The sequence below is a fragment of the Staphylococcus sp. HMSC059F04 genome (assembly GCF_001812565.1).
Classification (GTDB): Bacteria; Bacillota; Bacilli; order Staphylococcales; family Staphylococcaceae; genus Staphylococcus; species Staphylococcus lugdunensis.
This window is the reverse complement of sequence record NZ_KV809472.1, coordinates 96197-116989: the sequence shown is the minus strand read 5'-3', so window position 1 is coordinate 116989 and position 20793 is coordinate 96197. Positions and strand designations below refer to the sequence as shown.

The window sequence follows — 20793 nt, the reverse complement described above, 5'->3', positions numbered from 1 at the left end:
GAGCACACATTATTTAATAATTTCAAAAAACTTTATTAATATCATAATCCATTAAAATATCTTCAGCTCCAGTGACAATACACGCTCCTTCTCGTGCACGGTATAAATTACCTTGTGTAAGTGGATTAAATAGATCTCCTGGAAGAACATAAACATTTCTATTTTGGTCAAGTGCATGTGCGATTGTAATCTGACTACCACTACGTTTTTCAGCTTCGGTAATCAGTACACCTTTAGAAATACCGCTTATTAAGCGATTTCGTTGTGGAAAATGATATTTCGTTACTGGTTCGAAAGGTAAATATTCACTGATTGATAAGTGATGTGCTTCAATTTTTTGACGTAAAATATATGTTTCTTTAGGATAATGTGTGAGATGTCCAAATCCAAGCACTGCGATTGTCGCATGATGGTGTTGTATAGCTAATTCGTGTGCCATGCTATCGGCTCCTTTGGCTAAACCTGAAACAATCGTGAAACGACGATTAAATTCGCTAAATAAAAAGTCTAAAGCTTTGTAGGAATAACTTGTGGCTTTACGAGAACCGACAACGGCTAATGTAGTGTTTGAATTAAGGAGTGAAATATCACCACGATAAAATAGGATTGGTGGAAAATCATAAATTTCTTTTAATAAGGTAGAATAACATTGGCTATTGATAGTGATAAATTTGACAGAGGCATCGTATAATGATGTTAAAATATAATCTTCAGAAATCCGTTTGTATTGTGCAGCTATGTCTCCGAACCATTTTTTAATTTCTGTCTTCGATAATAAATTAAGTAAATCATCCTCTGAAAATGATAAAAAGTTAGGGTACGCATGTATAAGCCGTTGAAATTGAGGCGCTTGTATACCACTATAACGTAATTTTAATAAAACAATATCGTCCACTAGGCCACTTCCTTTTTTACTCATTATAACTTGCCAATGCAACAATCTATATCTCAATTGTTTAACAATTCTAGCTTTAATTTAATCTAATTGAAACAAGTAAAAATGCTTATTTCTATATCAGTTTCTTCTATTTAAATGACTGATTGTGATGCATCTACATAAAATAAACAGTCTAAAAATAAAAGTAACAGATTAAAATTGTGATGCCAAAACCTTTTCTTCAATATTATCTCCACAATATAGTTAATATGATATGAAACATCATTTGAAAGTATTAAAATTGAAGTTTCTATTGGCAGCCTATATTGACTCTTATTCATAAAACACCTCATTCATTTAGTTTATAAATGAGACAAAAAGGCCTTATTTAAAGGGGTCCCAACAGAGAGGATTTCGAGAAGAAATTCGACAAACAAAGCAAGTTGGGGTGGGGCCCCAACAGAGAGAATTTCGAAATGAAATTCGACAAACAAAGCAAGTTGGGGTGCGGCTATCTTCTATACAAGTCGATAATTCAAAGTCTTGTAAATAAAGAAGAACCTAAAACTTAATGATTGTGCTTTAGGCTCTTATCTCCATATTGGCAGTAGTTGACCGGATTGAAAATGCGCTTATAATAAGCTTATTTTAATTCTAGTCCATTTTATAAATTATCCTATTTTCTTAAATAGAATTTATACAACCATGGTCGCAAAGGCTTAATGAAATCGCCAATATATTCCTCTACAAACGCATTAAAGCCTTTTTTAAATTGTTGCACACCATAATCCTCCGCCTGTGAACTAAAATCACCTGTTATACCATAAAAATTATAACGATGAATATGATGAGACTTGGCAAAACAAATCATATCCCATTGTAAACGATATGCCCCCATATATTGGTTATATTTAGGATTTGAACCACTTGATAAATAATACATCTCATGATTGTTATAGACATATAATGCAGCTGCTAAATCAAGAATATTACCATCTTCCTGTTGTAAATCTTGAGTTTTAGCAATATTTTTATCGATACTCGCTAATTGTTGTGTTAACTGTTGATATTTTGTTTTACTTTTCTTAGAATTTGGATTAATTTCTAAAGTTTCTTTTACATCGTTTAATAATACTATTAATTTTTGTCGTTGTTTTTCAAGCCGCGTCAAATAATCAGCTAAATTGATATACGCTAATTTAATAAATCCATTGTCATGATAAATCTTTTGCATTTCTTCAAAGTATGACTCTTCTCTGAAATTGAAGCCATGTTTTTCTTCAGCCATTTTAAACAATCGATAAAATCTATCCGTCTCTTCTATAGGTAAGGTAATGACTTCAACACCCATTTCAAAGGTTTTGTTAATATTACGTCTTGTTTGATAAGACATTTCTTTTAACAATTGATCTTCAGATTTTTGTTGTAAATTAAGTACTGAATGCCATCTAATTTGGCTCATATCGGAGTATCCAACGCTAAAACCTTGATGTTCATATCCTAAACGGTGCATCGTATCGATCAACTTTTCATTGTTATACGTATGAATAATTTCCCCCTCTGCATTACGAATATTTTCTAAAATATAAGGGTCAATAAGAACAAATAAACCACGCTGTTTCTTTAGGTAGCGCGTAAGATGCTTAAAGAAAAATTTAACAAGCGATAAGTCATTATAATCCATCACAGGTCCACGATGACTATAAAAATATTTAAATATTTTGAGTACCCGTGCTTCTGTTAATAGACATGCTGCTATAACTTCCCCATAAATATTTTTCACACCAACGAGATGAACGCCTTTATGCTGCTGCTTACGATATTCATATAGTTGTATTGATTGAGTATAATGTGAGAAGTGTTTTGATGCATAGGTATTAAACTCCTCACAAGTCAAAGTTGTAAAATTCATTGTTCCCTACCTTTTATGCTTTTTTGTATGGTCTGATGAAATACATATCATAATCATAGTTATGAACTACCTTATGTGCGATATCAGCTCTTCTAGAATCACCACCATACCAGTTTTGATCTAAACTTTGAAATTTCATTAGTTTTCCATCATAATTGCCATTTAAAACTATCGCAGTATGACCAAAGCCTCCACCATATCGACCACTAAAAACAGCAACATCTCCTAGTTCTGCTTTAAAAGTAGGTGTATTTCTATATACTGTAGCTTCTCCTCTAAAGTTATTTGCAAAAGGTATATCTTTTGCTCCATATCCACGTAAGCCATGACCATATAAGTGATTCCAATAAACATTAACTAAATCAAAACATTGGTTACCATATGCACCATCAAAGTCCCAGCCTTTATAAGCTAAACTATTCAAATAATTAAGTGTACTAGAGCTATTATTTCTTCTATTGGTATTAGTACTAGAATTATTGCTTGAAATGAAAGGAACTTTCAAAACTTGCCCTATTAATATAAAATTAGGATTTTTAATATTATTTAATTTTTGTATTTTGGAAACAGTTGTATTAAATTTTTTTGCGATAGCTCCTAAATAATCTCCTTTTTTCACAACATAATTTTGAGTTCTTTCATTATAGTTTTCAGCAGATCTAAAACCGACTAAGCCACTATTACTAAATGTTTTATTCAACAATTGTTTTTGCGGTTTTTCTTTTGAATCTTTAGATTTAGTTATTTTGATATTAGTATTATTTCTATCTTTTCTATTTAAATAATCATTGGATAATTTAAATTTATTATTCTTTGTCGTCTTTTGATTATGTTTCGAGTCGCTATAATTCACTATAATATTTCTTTTTTTAGTTTTATTACCTATTAAATTTCCTTTTTTATTTTCATTATTAAAAACAGAAATTTTATTATTAATAGTTTCTTTATAGCTTGCTTTATCGTCTACAGATTTTAGTGAATTTTTTTCAACTAAATTAATTGTATTATTTACATTAATATTCTTTTGACTATTTACAGTTTCTTCTGCTGCCCATGCATGATTTAATTCTCCTATCATTAGAAAACTAGCAGAAAAAATTAAGCTAGTTATCAATACTTTGGGATTGATAACTTTTTTACAATATAGTTGTTGTCTTTCCATGATGATCTACCTTCTTGTTAATATTGTTTACAACATTATAATATCACTTTAAGATATATAATCAACTTTGTAGTTTGTATATGTGACAAAAATAAAATCTAAGTATTACTCTTTAAGATTAAATGCCCAACAAAAAAACAGATAGATGGCTTATTAGTCATCTATCTGCTAATCAAATATTATCTTTATTAGACAGTTATTTATCTATTGTTAATAATTGTTCATAAATGCCTGCTTCTTTAGCAGCTGCAATTAATGTTGTACCAATTTCAGATGGTGTATCAGCTGTTTTCACGCCACAGCTATTTAATGTTTTAATTTTTTCAGCTGCAGTTCCTTTTCCTCCTGAAATAATTGCACCAGCATGTCCCATACGTTTTCCTGGAGGGGCCGTTTGACCACCAACAAAACCAACAACTGGTTTAGTCATATTTGCTTTAATCCATTCTGCTGCTTCTTCTTCCGCAGTACCACCGATTTCACCAATCATAACAACCGCTTTAGTTTCTTCGTCATCATTAAATGCCTTAAGTACATCGATAAAGTTTGTTCCATTAACTGGGTCACCACCAATGCCTACAGCAGTTGTTTGACCAATACCTTCTTCAGTTAATTGATGAACTGCTTCGTAAGTTAATGTCCCAGACCGTGATACGACACCAACATGACCTTTTTTATGAATATAGCCTGGCATAATACCAATTTTACATTCATCAGCAGTAATAACGCCTGGACAGTTTGGTCCTACTAAACGTGTTTTTCTGCCTTCTAAATATCGTTTCACTTTGACCATATCCACTACAGGAATATGTTCCGTGATACAGATTACCATATCTAAATCGGCATCTGCTGCTTCTAAAATAGAGTCTGCTGCAAATGGAGCTGGTACGTATACTACAGATACGTTAGCACCTGTCTCTTGTTTAGCTTCAGCTACAGTGTTATATACTGGTACGCCTTCAACAACTTGTCCACCTTTACCCGGTGTTACCCCTGCGACAATTTGTGTACCATAATCAAGCATTTGTTTTGTATGGAAAAGGGCAGTAGACCCTGTAATACCTTGCACCATTACTTTAGTATTCTTATCTATAAATACACTCATCTTAGTGTTCCCATCCTTTCCTTACGCTTCTTTAACAAGCTTAACAATTTTTTGAGCACCTTCAGCCATAGTAGCTGCTGGCTCGATTGCTAAACCTGAATCATTTAAAATCTCTTTACCGCGTTTAACATTCGTACCTTCTAAGCGCACAACTAATGGTAAAGTTAATTCTACTTCTTTCACTGCTGCTACAATACCTTCTGCAATAACGTCACATTTCATAATTCCTCCGAAAATGTTTACAAAGATACCTTTAACATTGTCATCACCTAAGATAATTTTAAAAGCTTCAGTAACTTTTTCTTTCGTAGCACCGCCACCTACGTCTAGGAAGTTAGCTGGATTTCCACCAAAATGATTAATTGTATCCATTGTTGCCATTGCTAAACCAGCACCGTTAACCATACAACCGATATCTCCATCTAATGCGATGTATGATAAGTCATATTTAGATGCTTCGATTTCTTTTGGATCTTCTTCTTCTAAATCACGTAATTCTTGAATATCTTTATGTCTGAATAATGCATTATCATCAAAGTTAATTTTAGCATCTAAAGCTAATACTTCACCGTCTCCAGTTGTTACCAACGGGTTAATTTCCACAATAGAACAATCTTTTTCTATAAATACGTTATATAAAGAAATTAAAAATTTTGCAGCTTTGTTGATAGATTCTTTAGGAATATTAATATTAAATGCAATTCGACGCGCTTGGTAAGGCGATAAACCTACCACTGGGTCAATCGTTTCTTTAAAGATTTTTTCTGGTGTTTTTGCAGCTACTTCTTCAATTTCAGTACCGCCCTCTTCAGAAGCCATTAAAGTGATACGATCGGTTGCACGGTCAATAACAAAACCAACATAATACTCTTTTTGAATATCGCAACCTTGTTCTATATATAAGCGTTTCACTTCTTTACCTTCTGGACCAGTTTGATGCGTTACCAATTGTTTACCTAATAATTCATTTGCGTATGTTTCAACTTCAGAAAGTGATTTAGCAATTTTAACACCACCTGCTTTACCTCTACCCCCAGCGTGGATCTGTGCTTTAACCACATATACATCTGAATTTAATTCTTTCGCTTTTTCCACCGCTTCTTTAGCAGTAAATGCAACACGTCCTTCTGGAACAGCTACGCCCATAGAACGAAATATTTCTTTACCTTGATACTCGTGGATATTCATCTTCCATCCTCCTGTTTCTTAGGTTAAGTTCTACTCAATTATAAAAAATGAAAGCGCTATTGTAAACTGTAAGTCATTTACTTTTTGCAATTTATTTAAAATTCTAATAATTATAACATAGATTTAACTGGTTCAAAGGTTCTTCGGTGTATAGGTGTGACACCATATTGTTCTAAACCTGCTAAATGTGCTTTTGTACCATATCCTACATTTTTATCAAATCCATAATATGGATATACTTGTGCGTAGTCACGCATTAAATGATCACGATATTCTTTTGCCATAATACTCGCTGCAGCAATGGATACACTTTTGGCATCTCCTTTGATGATAGCTGTTTGTGAAATCGTACTATCTATTGACATTGCATCAATTAATAAATGTGTTGGACGAACTTGTAGTTGATTAATAGCACGTTGCATCGCTACTTGCGTTGCTCTATAGATGTTTAATTGATCAATTTCAGCTGCTGAAGCAATTCCATAGGCATAACCCCTAACATTAGCCATTAAATCTTGATTCAGCTGTGCTCTATTGACCGCCGAAACTTTCTTTGAATCATTTAATCCTAAATAATGATGATTTGCATTTAAAATGACCGCAGATGCAACTACTGGCCCAGCTAATGGACCTCGACCTACTTCATCGATACCACATATTATAGCGTCTGGTTGTTGCTGCAATATTTCTTGTTCATACTTCATCATTCTCTGATAATCCTGCTCTAACTTTAACTCTTTTTCAAGTTGGCGCTGTCTAACACGAATTGCTTGCTGTATACCTTTACGTTCATCAAAGTGTAAAGCATGATTTGAAAGTGCTTCTAATGTTGTTACCTTATTTAACTGCGCTTTAGCTTCTTTAATCGTTATTTTCATGTGCAATATCCCTTTTCATTTCTGAATATAAATCAAAACAGTAGGTACCCATTTTGGCATTGCGTAAATCATTAATGAGCAATTCAATTACTGCTTCATAATCGACTTCGTTTCCTTTTTGTAATAATCCTCGACGCCGTCCAATTGCATCAAACCATTCCAAAATTGCTGCGTCTTCTTCTACAGAAATATGATAATGTTGGCGCAATGTTTCGATATCATGTTGGATAAGAAAATTAAGTCCGAAGATAGCTACATCATCTAAATGTACAATACTATCTTTGATTGCACCTGTTAAGCTGAGCTTTTTACCTACAAGTTCATCTTCAAATTTTGGCCATAAAATACCTGGTGTATCAAGTAATTGCAATACTTTTCCAACTTTAATCCATTGTTGTTGCTTTGTAACACCTGGTTTATTACCTGTTTGCGCAATATTTTTGCGCGCGAGTTTATTAATTAATGTCGATTTCCCTACATTGGGTATGCCTACAATCATTGCCCTTATTGCTCTTGGTTTAAGACCTTTAGCTTGTTCTTTCGCAAATTTATCTTTGGTTGCTTCGATCGCTGCTGCTTCAACACCTTTTAAATTTTTACCATGTTTTGCATCTACAGCAACTGGATAGAATCCTTGTTCAACAAAATAGTGTTCCCACTTTGACATTTCTTTTAAGTTAGTCATATCTTTTTTGTTTAAAATAACCACACGTGGCTTTTGTTTGATGACATCATCTATCATTGGATTTCTTGAGCTATATGGTATTCTTGCATCTACTAATTCAAACACCACGTCTACTTTTTTTAGTTGTTCCGTCACTTCCCTTTTTGCTTTTGCCATGTGTCCTGGATACCATTGTATTGCCATCATTGTCACCTTACTTCCTATGTATTGTTAACTGTTTGATTATACTGTATATTCACAGTGCTTCCCAACATTGAGAAAGAATTTATGTCAACTATCACTTTTATTTTATAGAATTTAACTGTAATAGTAAAAATTTAATGTTATGTTTAAATGCATACTCCTAAGTACAAATACTTTTCATCGTAACCAGCATCCCCTACAATTTAAACAGAGTCAAAAAAGACAATAACAAATTGACTTAATCGAGGCTAAGTTATGACAAAAAAGTTACTCATGATTATGCTATTTTTAACACTTGCTATTATTGGACATACATATATTCTTTACCGCTTCATTCACGATGGTATTTTGTTTACTGGTCCAAATGATGGCATAGAACAAATGATTCCAATGCAAATGTATCTGTATGACAAATGGAGTCAAGGTCAATTTTTCTATGCTACTGACTTTGGTCTAGGAGGAGACTTTTTTAGCGATTTAAGTTACTATTTTTCAACTAATTTATTGTTCATTATAAATGCCATCATAATATATATTACTAACTTAATAGTATCGTTACCTACCGGAAATGTTACTTTTTGGACCATAAATGCAATTGTTATATCAATTGTCAAAGCTACAATTGCGATGCTTGTTACATATTTATTTAGTATGCGAATTGTTAAACATCGAGTGAACAGTAGTTTAATTGCTTTTCTCTTTGTTATGTCACCATTGTATTATCGTTTTACTGTCTATTGGCCATTCTTTAGTGATGTATTTATCGGATTACCTTTATTACTTTATGCAATCGAACACATGCTACAACAAAAAAAGATAGGTCTGTTAATTTTAGCCATTACCATCATCATGATAAATAACTTTTATTTCGCCTATTACTTTTTACTCATTGGTGCAGGTTATTTGCTTATTCGCATCACCTTTCCACATAAAGATGATAGGATGAAACGCATAACAGCTTTATGGTTATCTGTATTGTGCGCGTTTCTAGGTTTAGCTAATGCCTTATTTATGTTTTATTATAGTGCTCAAAGTTATATTAACAATCGCCGTATTCCGTATAAAGATCATGTTCCTGTATTCGAATCTTTAAATATTAATAATAATATCTTTATTGAGAATTACTTAATCATCTTGTTATTTATCACGATACAAGCATTGCTAACATTTAAGCTATATAAGCACTATTATTTTAGACTTTTTGCATTTTTAACGTGTATTACTATCCTTTTTAATTTTATGCCTATCGTAGATCAAATATTTAATGGTTTTTCGGCACCGCAAAAACGTTGGCATTTTTTACTAGCGTTTAATTCTGCAATGGTTATCGGGCTGTTTATAAAATATTTTAGTACAATTCGTATAAAAACGTATATATGGACAAATATTGTAGCACAATTAGCTGTTTTTATTAGCGTCATTGTTTATCATCAATATGTCCCTTGGTTAGTTTTAGTGCCCATAGTTTCTTTGATTGGATTATTCACTCTAATCATAAAAGATGCTACATCACGTTTAATAATAAAGCAGATTTATGTATTTTCCATTATTTCATTAAGCATTCTTGTTTCTGCTGTTTTTATTAAAAATCAAATTTATTTTAAAGATCACGAACAGCGTGCGAATAATATGTATATCCATTCTAGCCTATACAATTCTGAGTTACAACGGCAGCTTTTATCATATATGACACATACAAAAGAGCCATGGGAGCGTATTGATTGGCGTGTCAATGAGCAAGATAATACACCTATGTATCAGAAGTTTAAAGGCTTAAGTCTGTATTCAAGTATTTTTCATCATAATATTTTAGATTTATATTATGATGACTTGAAAATTAATTTAGCCGAAGAATCATTAAGTCGTTATCAATCTACTAATGGACGTCAAAATATTGCAAGTTTATTCTCTGTTCGTTATATGATGTTAAAAGATTATCAAAATAATTTACCTGCCTATTTTCAAAAGATAAAATCAAGTGGACAATATGCCATATATGAAAATAAATTGAATTTACCTGCAGTGAAAGTGACCAACCATCTTTATAATGACCAGTCAATAAAAACTTCGATTGATAGAGAACATGCCATGTTAGATGGTGTCATTGTACATAATGGTGGAAACAATTATCATAAGCACAGTAAAAATTTATTAAATAAAGTTTCACAATCATCCCAACATATTCAATGCTTATCTAATAAACATATAAAAGTAAACAGCCAACAAGGTGGCACGATTAAATTACATTTACCCAAATCAATACGTCAACACTACACTGATTTTTATCTCACTATGTATATTAAACGTGGTCAACCCGATAGTAATTATAGTGTAGCTATCAATGGTTATGTTAATCACAGGTTGTATAATCAATCTACGTATCGCACAGGCGTCAACACACAATTGTATCGCACACAACCTGATGAGAATGGTAATATTAGCATTCAGCTCACACCTTCTGGTACATTTGATATGAAGTTAATTTCGTTACATGGTGAAAATTATCATAAGTTAGTTCAGACGCATCGTCAAGCTAATTTTGACCATCGTTATCAAGATATTCAAGATGGCGTTCGTATTACTTTAGCTCCACATTCACAAGGAATGGCGGTTGTTAATATACCTTATCGTAAAGGTATGATGGCGTATGTAGATGGTAAACGTATCAATCCAATCAGAGTAAACACCATGATGACAGGTATTCCTGTTAAGAAAAGTACAACTTCAATTATCATTAAATATTTACCACCACATTGGATAGTCATGCTGCTGTTATCATCAATAAGTATCCTTTGTAGCATAATGATCACACGTATTTTCACTAAAAAAAGGAAAGATGAGGAATAACGTGATGCAAAAAAGAACTGTTCAAGCGATGAAGACATTTGTAATGATCACTTTAATCTCATTTATAGCAACACTAATCATTTATTTTCCTTTTATTAAAGATTGGATAAGTAAGGGATATGTATTTAGTGGTGTTGGTGATGGTTTTAGACAAATGATGCCTTTTCAAATGTATTTATATGAACATTACACACAATTAAAAGGATTTTATGATCACTCATTTGGTTTGGGTGGCGATTATGTTAAAAGTCTTGCCTATTATTATTCGCTATCGCCAACAATGTGGTGTAACTTTATCATGATATGGTTGGGCGAACGCTTATTACATTGGAATCCTCATGTCATTGGATTTTGGCCATTCAATCAACTTATTGTTGCTTTAGGTCGTTCACTATTGACATTTATTTGTGCATTTTATTATTTTAGATATTTAAAATTAAAACAAGCACCCTTGATGATAGCCACGATTTTATATGGCGCATCAACTGTTGGTCTTTATTATAATTTCACGTGGTCATTTTATGGAGATTTATTAATTTTTTTACCACTCTCATTGTGGGGGATGGAAAGATTTTTTCAACGTGGTAAGATAGGCGTTTTTATCGTCGCAATAGCTATAACATTATTTTCTAATTTCTATTTTAGTTATTATCAAGCGATTGTTTTAGGAATATATTTCTTATTACGTATTATTTTTGAATATCGCTATGATATCGTTACACGTTGGCAAAAGTTTTATCTACTTATGTTTGGTACGATACTAGCACTATTTTCAAGTATCATTGGCTTTTATACGGGAGTATCATCCTTTTTAAATAATGACAGACAACAAAACTCTGATTTTAAAATCAGTCTGTTTACTGATTTAACACAGGATAATTATTATATTTTTTCTAATGGCTTTTACATCACAATTTCGATTATTGCACTTGTCGCTTTGTTGAGCTTCAAGTTGTATAAGCATTATTATTATAAATTATTCGCGATCATCACTTGGTTTTTATTAATCGGATCATTAACACAATATTTTGATAGCGCATTTAATGGCTTTTCATTGCCTCAAAGGCGTTGGGTATACTTCTTAGTGCTTTCAACAAGTGCTTTAATGGCTTTATATATCCAACATATATCAGAATTATCGATAAAACAGTATTGCTTTGCTGCTATTCCTGTATTTATCTTTGGGTTATGTCGATATCTATTAGCGGAACATTTTGTCAATTGGATGCTAATCTCACTCATACTTATTATTATCTTAGCCTTGTTAGTTTGGAGAAAAAAATGGCTTTATCATCCATTGGTTTTACTTGGTATCGTTGTCATCTTCTTTGTTCAACAAGTCGTGATGACAATTGAATCAAGTAAACGTACGATAGGTCCATACTCAACGACGATGTCAACGATCACAGATCCAAGTTATTATAATACGAAGCTTGCAAAAGTAATTCAGCAGATTAATCACAAAAATAACAATCCACTACATCGTATTGATTATATGTCATTCTATGCTTTAAACTCACCATTTATTTATCATTATAACGGCATATCCTTATATTCAAGTATTTTTGATGGAAGTATCTTAAACTACTATGATCATCTTATGCAAATCAATATGCCGGTTGATAAAAATAGTACATATCGTTATTTGAGTAATCGTGCGAATTTAGAAGCACTCTGGAATGTTCAAGATCGTTTTAGACATCCAAATGATCTCAATATACCCTATGGATTTAAAAAGATAGACACTATTAAAAACGGTAATGATACATTAATCCATTCTAAAAACACAATAAATTATCCTGCAACTCATGTAACAAATAAAGTATTTAATGCGTCAGATTTAAAATCACCGTTAGATAGAGAGCAAGCCATGTTACAAGGCATCGTCCCTAGCGATGGTTCAATTAAAGCAAACACAGCGTTTAAAGCTAATCAAAATTTAATAGATGAAGCAAAGCGGTCTACTCATAATGCAACTTGGCTAAATCATTCTCGTTTAAAAGTAGATAAAAATAACGGTGGCGTTACGTATACTTTACCTAAAAACGTAGCTAAAAAATATAAAGATTTATATGTTGAAATGGATGTTGAGTTGCTCACACCTGATAAAAATCATGAAGTTGGTGTAAATGAATATGTCCAAGATCGTAATGAATTAACTTACAAATATCGTCGCTTTGTTACACCGGTCACGATGCGTATAAAAGCGGCTGATAAGCTAAATATACATCTATCTCAAGGAACTTATCGCTTATCAGTTAAAGGAATATATGGCGAAGATTATTCGTCCTTGCAACAATCAGCAAAAGACTTAAAAGCTGTTAGTGTAAAAGAAAATAAAAACGGTTATACGATTTCGAAATCAAAATCAACATCTGGCTATGTCGTTCTCCCTATGGTTTATGCAGATGGCATGAAGGCTACTGTGAATGGTCGCAACGAAGATGTTAAGAAAGTAAATGGTATTATGACAGCAATTCCAGTTAACAAAGGAGACACAAATATCAGATTAACCTATACACCTCCACACTGGCATTTACTTTTCATCATGAGTATACTTGGAATATTTTTAAGTATTGCATTTCGTTTTTGGGTTAAAAGAAAAGTATAACAAACCGGGACAGAAAACCTAAAATTTATAAGGAGCGGCACAGATTCATAATCAAGTCTGTTCCGCTCCTTATTATAGGACTAAATATTAACATGTATCTGTGACTTTTTATTCTATGAGCACTTTTATAGCCTATTTCAAATTGAAAAACTTCCAGCCTCTGCAAACCATACATGAGGCTGGAAGTTTTTGTATATGACAAGCATTACACTAACCCTTGTCTTATCATTACCTTCGATATGCTGATTAACGAATTTCTTGGATTCTAGCAGCTTTACCACGTAAATTACGTAAGTAGTATAATTTAGCACGACGAACTTTACCACGACGTTTAACTTCGATTTTTTCGATTTTTGGCGTGTGTAATGGGAAAGTACGTTCCACACCAACACCTGAAGAAATTTTACGAACTGTAAATGTTTCAGAAATTCCTCCACCACGGCGTTTAATTACAACACCTTCGAAAACTTGGATACGTTCACGTGAACCTTCAATAATACGTACGTGTACACGTAAAGTGTCACCTGTACGGAATGAAGGTAAATCTGTACGTAATTGTGATTTTGTTACTGCTTCAATTAACTTATGATTACTCATTATAATTTCTCTCCTTCAACCTATGTTCTTGCCTAGACAAAAGTATAGCAGCGGATCATAGTGATTTTTAGTGTCTTTTCACACTTAAACTATGTTAGCACATGGTCAGCCTTTTTTCAATTGCTTTTTAAAGCTTTCTATTATTTCTTTATCTTGTTCACTTAGAGGATAAGCCATTAATAAATCCGGACGCTTAAGATATGTGCGTATAAGTTTTTGTTTGTGTCTCCATTTTTCAATGTGTGCATGATTTCCTGATAATAATACGTCGGGGACAGTCATACCTTGAAATTCTCTTGGACGCGTGTATTGCGGGAATTCTAGTAAGCCATCTGAAAACGAGTCGTCTTGATGAGATTGTTGGTTACCAAGGACACCAGGAATTAAGCGCACAATAGCGTCCGTCATAGTCATAGCTGGTAGCTCACCACCTGTTAAGACATAATCACCCATAGAAATTTCATCTGTAACAAGATGTTCTCGAATACGTTCATCATATCCTTCGTAATGACCACAAATAAAGACAATATGCTCAGTCGAGCTTAGTTCTTGCGCAATCTTTTGTGTAAATGGACGCCCTTGAGGACACATCAGGATAACACGTGTCTCATCATTATGCTGAATATCTTTCATTGCATTGAACACAGGTTCTGGCTTCAGCACCATACCTTGCCCACCACCAAAAGGGTAGTCATCAACTTGATTATGTTTATTGACTGCATAATCTCTAAAATTAATTGTATTCACATTGATGATCCCTTTATCCTGTGCACGTTTTAAAATCGAATGGTTAAGCACGCCTTCAAACATTTCGGGAAATAACGTTAAATAATCAATTTTCATTAATCTAACAACCCTTCTAACGGTGTGATCATAATCGTTTTATTTTCAATATCAACATCTTTAACTACATCAGCAATATAAGGAATCATATATTCCTTATCGCCTTTTACTACCCAGACATCATTCGCACCGGTTTCAATAATATTTATGACACGCCCAATAGGTATTTCTCCATTAAAAACCGTACATCCTATGATGTCAGAATAATAAAATTCATGCTCTGCTAATTCAATGCCTTCATGATCTCGCTCTTGATACAAATAGTCACCTTTAAATGATTCAACATCATTGATATTATCAAATCCTTCAAATTTTAGCATGTGGAAGCCTTTATGAATACGATATGATGTCACTGTTAACTCAACATTGTCGTTATTGTGCTTTAAGGTTAATACTTCTCCTGGTTGAAAACGCGTATCTGTAAAATCAGAATGAGATTTTACTTTTACTTCGCCCTTAATACCATGCGTATTTACAATCTGTCCAACTTCAACTTGCATTATCTTCGCTCCCTCGGTCATTAAAGTTATGAATGCCGCTAACTATATACTTTTACCTTTTTAAAATAGGCCGAGACAGTTATGTTTGTCCCGGCCTTTATAAAATTCAGCAATTATAGTACAAGCTAATTATTTAGCGTGTTTTTGTTCGTCAAATTTTTTCATAATACCTTCTTTTGATAAAATATTATGAACTGTATCTGTTGGTTTTGCACCATCTTTTAACCATTTTAATGCTAATTCTTCATCGATTTTAACTTCTGGTGCATTAACATGTGCTGGATTGTAAGTACCGATTTGTTCGATAATACGTCCATCACGTGGTGCACGTGCATCTGCTACTACGATACGATAAAATGGATTTCTTTTAGAACCTAAACGTGTTAAACGAATTTTAACTGCCATTGATAAAACGCTCCTTTAAATTTCAATATTTATTTTCTACAAGAATAAATATTAACAGGTCTGTTATACTTTGTAAAGAGTTTTTTCTTTACCAATTTTAACTCTGTAAATGTATCTCACTTTTTTGACCAATGTGCTATTAAAAGTGTTGTTATCATAAAGCTTAAATCATCTGTTAAATTTGAAGATAATATTATCTCAATGCCATCGCTTATTAAAGTCTATTATAAATGATTAATTTTAGTTCGTGTTGCTGATTGAATACTTTTACCGATTGCTGTTCTTTTTGTATATATAATTTTTCATTAATCTGAATAGGTCGTTGATATTTTACTTTAAAGGAAGACCATGTCAGTTGATAATTTTGAAAAATATATTCACAAACAAGTTGTCCTGGCACAATATGTGAGTGTAATGGATTTTTATCATGAACAAGCCTTAAATATGTGTGTACCATCTTTGAATCAAACTGCACCGCTACCACCTTCTTTAATAAAGGTTTGCTCAATTTCAACACATACCTCTTCTTGTATAATAAGCTGTAAACAAAACTGATATTTTGTAATATTCTTGATTTGACGTTGTGATATACACGTTAAATGTGCATGGTATGACTGATCGACAATTAACTCTTTATTTTTAGCCACACGAGTTTCAGTTAATATGATTTTATCGTTAAGAAACTGGCTAAATAAATCAAAATGAGGCCATAGTTGTGCACACATCAATACAGGTACTTTGCCGGTATATTGTTGTTGGAATAAAGCGCAATATGCACGTACATCCGCTTCAATAAATTGAATGGTTTTAAAAGTGTTCTCGTTGTAAGAGGGCCGCATTACCCATTCCTCCTCCAATGCCCATTGTAGCAATGCTCGTCATCTTATCTTCCATATTAAATAAGCGTGTTATTAGCGCTGCACCACTCGCTGCGTATGGATGACCAGTCGCTATCGCACCTCCCCAAATATTGAGTTTATCTACAGGTATATGTAATTGTTGCTGACAAGCTAATACCTGTGAACTAAATGCCTCATTAATTTCAAATGTATCAATATCATTTATAGAAAAAGGCGTTTGTGATAATAATTGTTGGACAGCAGCAACTGGTCCAATGCCTAGTAAGGTTGGATCAACCCCTTTTGTTACAGCTTGCTTAAAGACGAGTCCTTCGTTAAATCCAAATCGTTTTGCGAGTTGTTTCTCTAAGACCAATATCAAAGCTGCACCATCATTTTTCATACAACTATTTCCTACAGTTACCGTTCCTCCTGGCAAAAGTGGCTTAAACCGACTAAATTTAGCCGGTGTTAATCGTGGTTTTAAACTTTCATCTTGCGCAAAAGTTTGTCCTTTTGAGTGAATCGGAACAATCTCTTTCTTAATTTTACCGTTTTGATAAAAGGATGCAGTCTTCTGATGACTACGAAAAGCAAATTCATCTTGTTCATCACGGCTTATATGATAATGTTGCGCTACATTTTCAGCCGCTTGAATCATTGAAACATCTTGATTATCAGGTGCAAAAGAAGCACGCTCATAAAATTGAGGTAAGTTAGTATCATAAACTGATTGAGGTCTTTTAATTTTCCAAGGCGCACGACTTGTACTTTCAACGCCACCAGCTAGATATACTGACCCTGCACCACATTGAATCATCCGACATGCATAAATGACACTTTCCAACCCCGAACCACATTGGCGATCCAATGTTAAACCAGGTATGCCGTATTCTAAATTTGCCGTCAACAATGATTTACGTGCCACATTACCTCCATTCCCTACTGTATTACCAATGATAACATCCTGAATATGACCACATATATTGGGATATTTATTCTGATAAAATTGAAATAGTGGAAGTAATAATTGTTCTGGTTCTAAATGTTTAAGTTGACCCGCATACTTACCAAATGCTGTGCGTTTGGCTGCAACAATAACGGCTTCTCTCATGTCGATAATTCCCCTTTTATGTATTTTTCTTGCATCATATGCCGTGCTATTTTACCGCTTTCTGTATAAGTCATTTCTTTAACACGTTGTACGATTGAAGGTATTTCATATCTTGTCACTTTTGAAATTAAATACTGTCGAATGTCTTGGTAAGTTAATGCAACCTCTCCCGTATAAAGCAAAACTGCTACTTCACCAAATTTAGCATGCGGTCTACCAATGATGATTGCTTCATCTATATCCGGATGATTATGTAACAGCTGTTCAATACGTGCCGGATAAATATTGTTACCACCAATGATTAAACGTTCATTGTGCCGACTCATCAAATAGAGAAAGCCTTGTTTATCCACATAAGCAAAATCTCCCGTCTCTAGCCAATCAATATGATTGTAGTTTGTATGATCTATATAGCCACTGAAAGCCATTTTACTATTAATGGATAACATACCAATGCCTTGTTTATCTATGTGTGTCAACTTTATATCAACACTTTCACATATCTTTCCAACCGAATCTAATGGCGCATGACGGTTATAGTTATAACTGATAAAACTTGCTTCAGAAGTACCAAAGAATTCTACAACATGAACCGATGGCATTATATCTTGAATACGACGATAAAGTGATGTAGATAATTTTGCGCCACTGCTCAATATCGTGCCTATTGAAATATGCGACAAGTCATAAGTAAGGATTGTCGACAACATGGTAGGTACAACAAATAAGGCCATTGTTGCCTGATTTGTGGATTCAAGTGATTGAATTAATTGCTTAGCATCAAAATCATCTTGCCCGCTAAAAGTACGCCCACTATAAAGTGCATACATACATGTGTAAAGTGTTAATGAGTGCTCTATTGGCCCAGGTGCCACTAAAACATCATGATTTTGACTGATGAGTGTTTCGTTCATTTTATAAGACGCTATCCAAGAAGGTTCATTTCTGTAATAAGCTTTTGGTAACCCTGTTGTCCCTGAAGTAAAACCAATGTGCAATAACTGATTAGGCTGTTGTATTAACGTATCATCATCATAGTATTCCGTTTTATGATAGCCTGAAGCATCAATAATCATATGAATATGACATTGAGTTGTTACATCAGCAACCATAGACTGATGCCATTGCGAATTCATCATTACTGGAATACCTCCAAGTTGATGCACCATAAAATAATGTACTATTCTCACCATTGACGATGGGTGCATTAAGCCTACTCTTTTATTATGTATCGAGTAAGGCATCTCACCACATGCTTGTATTATTTTATGATTAAGTTCTTTATATGTTAAATGATTATTATTTATGATTAATGCACGATTATGAGGTTGTGTTTTACTATATTGCGTTATTTTTGTCATTGTTTCAATCATTATCATCACCATATTGTTAACTATAAATAATTTCGTGTTTACAATTATACATGATGCTATTACTTTTTGGCTAAAAAAACATACTAAGATTACAAATGGGGACATAATTCCAAAATAAGCGCATAAAATGATTTGAAATTAAAAATCGTCTTTATGCTCCTATGATAGTAGTTAAAAGCACTGAACATTGTTTTAATAGCGGTTAATATAAAAAAGAAGCAGGCAATTTCTATTGAAAATTAATAGAAATTGCCTGCTTCAACTTGTTAACAATTATTTATTTCCAGACTGATTTTAATGGGTTTAAAATGGTAAATTCATACCTTTTAGCATATTTTGCATTTGGCTACGTTTACCCTTTTTACCCTTGCCACCACCAGTAAATTGTTTCATCATTTTCTTCATATCATTAAATTGTTTCATTAAACGATTGACCTCTTGTAATGAACGTCCAGAACCTTTGGCAATTCGCTTTTTACGTGATACGTTTAACGTTGCAGGATTTGCTCTTTCCATTGGCGTCATGGATTGAATAATTGCTTTAATATGGTCAATTTGCTTATCGTCCATATTTAACTTATTCATACCTTTCATCTTGTTCATACCAGGAATCATTTTCATAATATCATCTAGCGGTCCTAAGTTTTTCACCTGATCTAATTGGTCTAAGAAATCCTCTAACGTAAATGAGGAATCACGCATTTTTTTCTCTAAATCTTTCGCTTTTTCTTGATCAACATCTTGCTGCGCTTTTTCTATTAAACTTAGAACATCACCCATACCTAAAATACGTGAAGCCATACGTTCAGGATGGAACAGCTCTAGTCCATCCATTTTTTCACTCATACCGACAAATTTAATTGGTTTTTGTGTCACTGAACGAATAGATAACGCTGCACCACCGCGTGTGTCCCCATCTAACTTTGTTAATGTCACACCAGTTACATCTAGCTGTTCATCAAATGATTGTGCTACATTAACTGCATCTTGACCTGTCATTGCATCGACAACTAACATGACTTCATCTGGTTTAGAAATCGCTTTAACTTCTTGTAATTCATTCATTAATGCTTCATCGATATGCAAACGACCAGCTGTATCGATAATGACAAAATCTAAATGTTCCTCTTTGGCATGTTTTAAAGCATTTTCAACAATTTGTTGTGGCTTAACTTGATCACCTTCACTGTATACTGGAACATCTAGTTGTTTACCCACTGTTTGTAACTGATCTATAGCAGCTGGACGATAAATGTCTCCTGCTACAAGCATTGGCTTTTTATTGTATTTTTTACGCATTAAAAGGGCTAATTTACCAGCAGTAGTTGTTTTACCTGCACCTTGTAAACCTACCATCATCACTACAGTTGGTGGTTTGTTTGCCATTTTAATCGTCGTATTTTCACCACCCATGAGCTGTGTTAACTCATCTTGGACTATTTTTATTACCTGTTGACCAGGCGTTAATGACTGCATGACATCTGAGCCTAATGCGCGTTCTGACACAGTATTAATAAATTGTTTTACAACCTTAAAGTTAACATCTGCTTCTAACAATGCGAGTCGTACTTCACGCATCATTGTTTTAATATCAGCTTCTGTTACTTTTCCTTTACCACGCATTTTTTGCATCGTGGCTTGCAATCGCTCGGACAATCCTTCGAATGCCATGAT

The 20793-nt window shown here is 33.4% G+C and carries 18 protein-coding genes; 2 read left to right on the top strand and 16 right to left on the bottom strand.

The features are described 5' to 3' along the window. Positions 1-22: 22 nt before the first annotated feature. From dprA to ylqF, 7 genes are all read right to left on the bottom strand, one after another. Positions 23-895 carry a DNA-processing protein DprA gene (gene dprA / locus HMPREF2864_RS08600; protein WP_141743513.1) on the bottom strand — a complete coding sequence of 291 codons (873 nt, stop codon included), beginning with the start codon at positions 893-895 and terminating at the stop codon, positions 23-25. Between the two features lie 658 nt (positions 896-1553). Further along, complete coding sequence (locus HMPREF2864_RS08595) at positions 1554-2789, bottom strand: aminoacyltransferase (RefSeq protein ID WP_070545124.1); 1236 nt, start codon at positions 2787-2789, stop codon at positions 1554-1556. Positions 2790-2802: 13 nt separating this feature from the next. Continuing rightward, complete coding sequence (locus tag HMPREF2864_RS08590; protein WP_070545126.1) at positions 2803-3951, bottom strand: LysM peptidoglycan-binding domain-containing protein; 1149 nt, start codon at positions 3949-3951, stop codon at positions 2803-2805. Between the two features lie 196 nt (positions 3952-4147). Further along, a complete protein-coding gene (gene sucD / locus HMPREF2864_RS08585; protein WP_002478289.1) occupies positions 4148-5056 on the bottom strand; it encodes a succinate--CoA ligase subunit alpha in 909 nt (302 codons plus the stop codon). Positions 5057-5077: 21 nt separating this feature from the next. Next, a complete protein-coding gene (gene sucC / locus HMPREF2864_RS08580) occupies positions 5078-6244 on the bottom strand; it encodes an ADP-forming succinate--CoA ligase subunit beta (protein WP_070545128.1) in 1167 nt (388 codons plus the stop codon). A 110-nt stretch (positions 6245-6354) separates the two neighbouring features. After that, positions 6355-7122 carry a ribonuclease HII gene (locus HMPREF2864_RS08575; RefSeq protein ID WP_070545130.1) on the bottom strand — a complete coding sequence of 256 codons (768 nt, stop codon included), beginning with the start codon at positions 7120-7122 and terminating at the stop codon, positions 6355-6357. Then, positions 7106-7990, bottom strand: a complete 885-nt coding sequence (gene ylqF / locus HMPREF2864_RS08570) for a ribosome biogenesis GTPase YlqF (protein WP_002493074.1) — start codon at positions 7988-7990, stop codon at positions 7106-7108. The genes HMPREF2864_RS08575 and ylqF overlap by 17 nt, the downstream gene beginning before the upstream one ends. Positions 7991-8245: 255 nt before the next feature. Here ylqF and HMPREF2864_RS08565 point away from each other — a divergent pair, with 255 nt between their 5' ends. After that, the gene (locus tag HMPREF2864_RS08565) at positions 8246-10837 is read left to right on the top strand and encodes a YfhO family protein (protein WP_070545132.1); all 2592 of its coding nucleotides are present in this window, start codon (positions 8246-8248) and stop codon (positions 10835-10837) included. A 4-nt stretch (positions 10838-10841) separates the two neighbouring features. Continuing rightward, positions 10842-13448, top strand: coding sequence for a YfhO family protein (locus HMPREF2864_RS08560; protein WP_083300144.1), 2607 nt, complete (start codon positions 10842-10844; stop codon positions 13446-13448). 246 nt (positions 13449-13694) lie between these two features. Here the strand turns inward: HMPREF2864_RS08560 and rplS are convergent, their stop codons facing one another. The 9 genes from rplS to ffh form a co-directional block, all read right to left on the bottom strand. Next, on the bottom strand, positions 13695-14045 hold the full coding sequence (gene rplS / locus HMPREF2864_RS08555) for a 50S ribosomal protein L19 (RefSeq protein WP_002459304.1): 351 nt from the start codon (positions 14043-14045) through the stop codon (positions 13695-13697). Positions 14046-14150: 105 nt separating this feature from the next. Next, positions 14151-14888: a tRNA (guanosine(37)-N1)-methyltransferase TrmD gene (gene trmD / locus HMPREF2864_RS08550; protein ID WP_002459305.1), complete on the bottom strand. Its 738-nt coding sequence runs from the start codon at positions 14886-14888 to the stop codon at positions 14151-14153. Further along, positions 14888-15388: a ribosome maturation factor RimM gene (rimM, locus tag HMPREF2864_RS08545; protein ID WP_070545137.1), complete on the bottom strand. Its 501-nt coding sequence runs from the start codon at positions 15386-15388 to the stop codon at positions 14888-14890. The genes trmD and rimM overlap by 1 nt, the downstream gene beginning before the upstream one ends. A 129-nt stretch (positions 15389-15517) precedes the next feature. Then, positions 15518-15793: a 30S ribosomal protein S16 gene (gene rpsP / locus HMPREF2864_RS08540; protein ID WP_002459307.1), complete on the bottom strand. Its 276-nt coding sequence runs from the start codon at positions 15791-15793 to the stop codon at positions 15518-15520. 214 nt (positions 15794-16007) lie between these two features. Beyond that, positions 16008-16268 (bottom strand): hypothetical protein, encoded by a 261-nt coding sequence (locus HMPREF2864_RS08535; RefSeq protein ID WP_002459308.1) that lies wholly within the window; start codon positions 16266-16268, stop codon positions 16008-16010. Continuing rightward, positions 16258-16632: a hypothetical protein gene (locus HMPREF2864_RS08530; protein WP_002459309.1), complete on the bottom strand. Its 375-nt coding sequence runs from the start codon at positions 16630-16632 to the stop codon at positions 16258-16260. The genes HMPREF2864_RS08535 and HMPREF2864_RS08530 overlap by 11 nt, the downstream gene beginning before the upstream one ends. Next, on the bottom strand, positions 16601-17746 hold the full coding sequence (locus HMPREF2864_RS08525; RefSeq protein ID WP_002459310.1) for an acetyl-CoA C-acyltransferase: 1146 nt from the start codon (positions 17744-17746) through the stop codon (positions 16601-16603). The genes HMPREF2864_RS08530 and HMPREF2864_RS08525 overlap by 32 nt, the downstream gene beginning before the upstream one ends. Then, positions 17743-19119 carry an AMP-binding protein gene (locus tag HMPREF2864_RS08520; protein ID WP_070545138.1) on the bottom strand — a complete coding sequence of 459 codons (1377 nt, stop codon included), beginning with the start codon at positions 19117-19119 and terminating at the stop codon, positions 17743-17745. The genes HMPREF2864_RS08525 and HMPREF2864_RS08520 overlap by 4 nt, the downstream gene beginning before the upstream one ends. Positions 19120-19422: 303 nt before the next feature. After that, positions 19423-20790 carry a signal recognition particle protein gene (ffh, locus tag HMPREF2864_RS08515; protein ID WP_002459312.1) on the bottom strand — a complete coding sequence of 456 codons (1368 nt, stop codon included), beginning with the start codon at positions 20788-20790 and terminating at the stop codon, positions 19423-19425. Between the last annotated feature and the right edge of the window lie 3 nt (positions 20791-20793).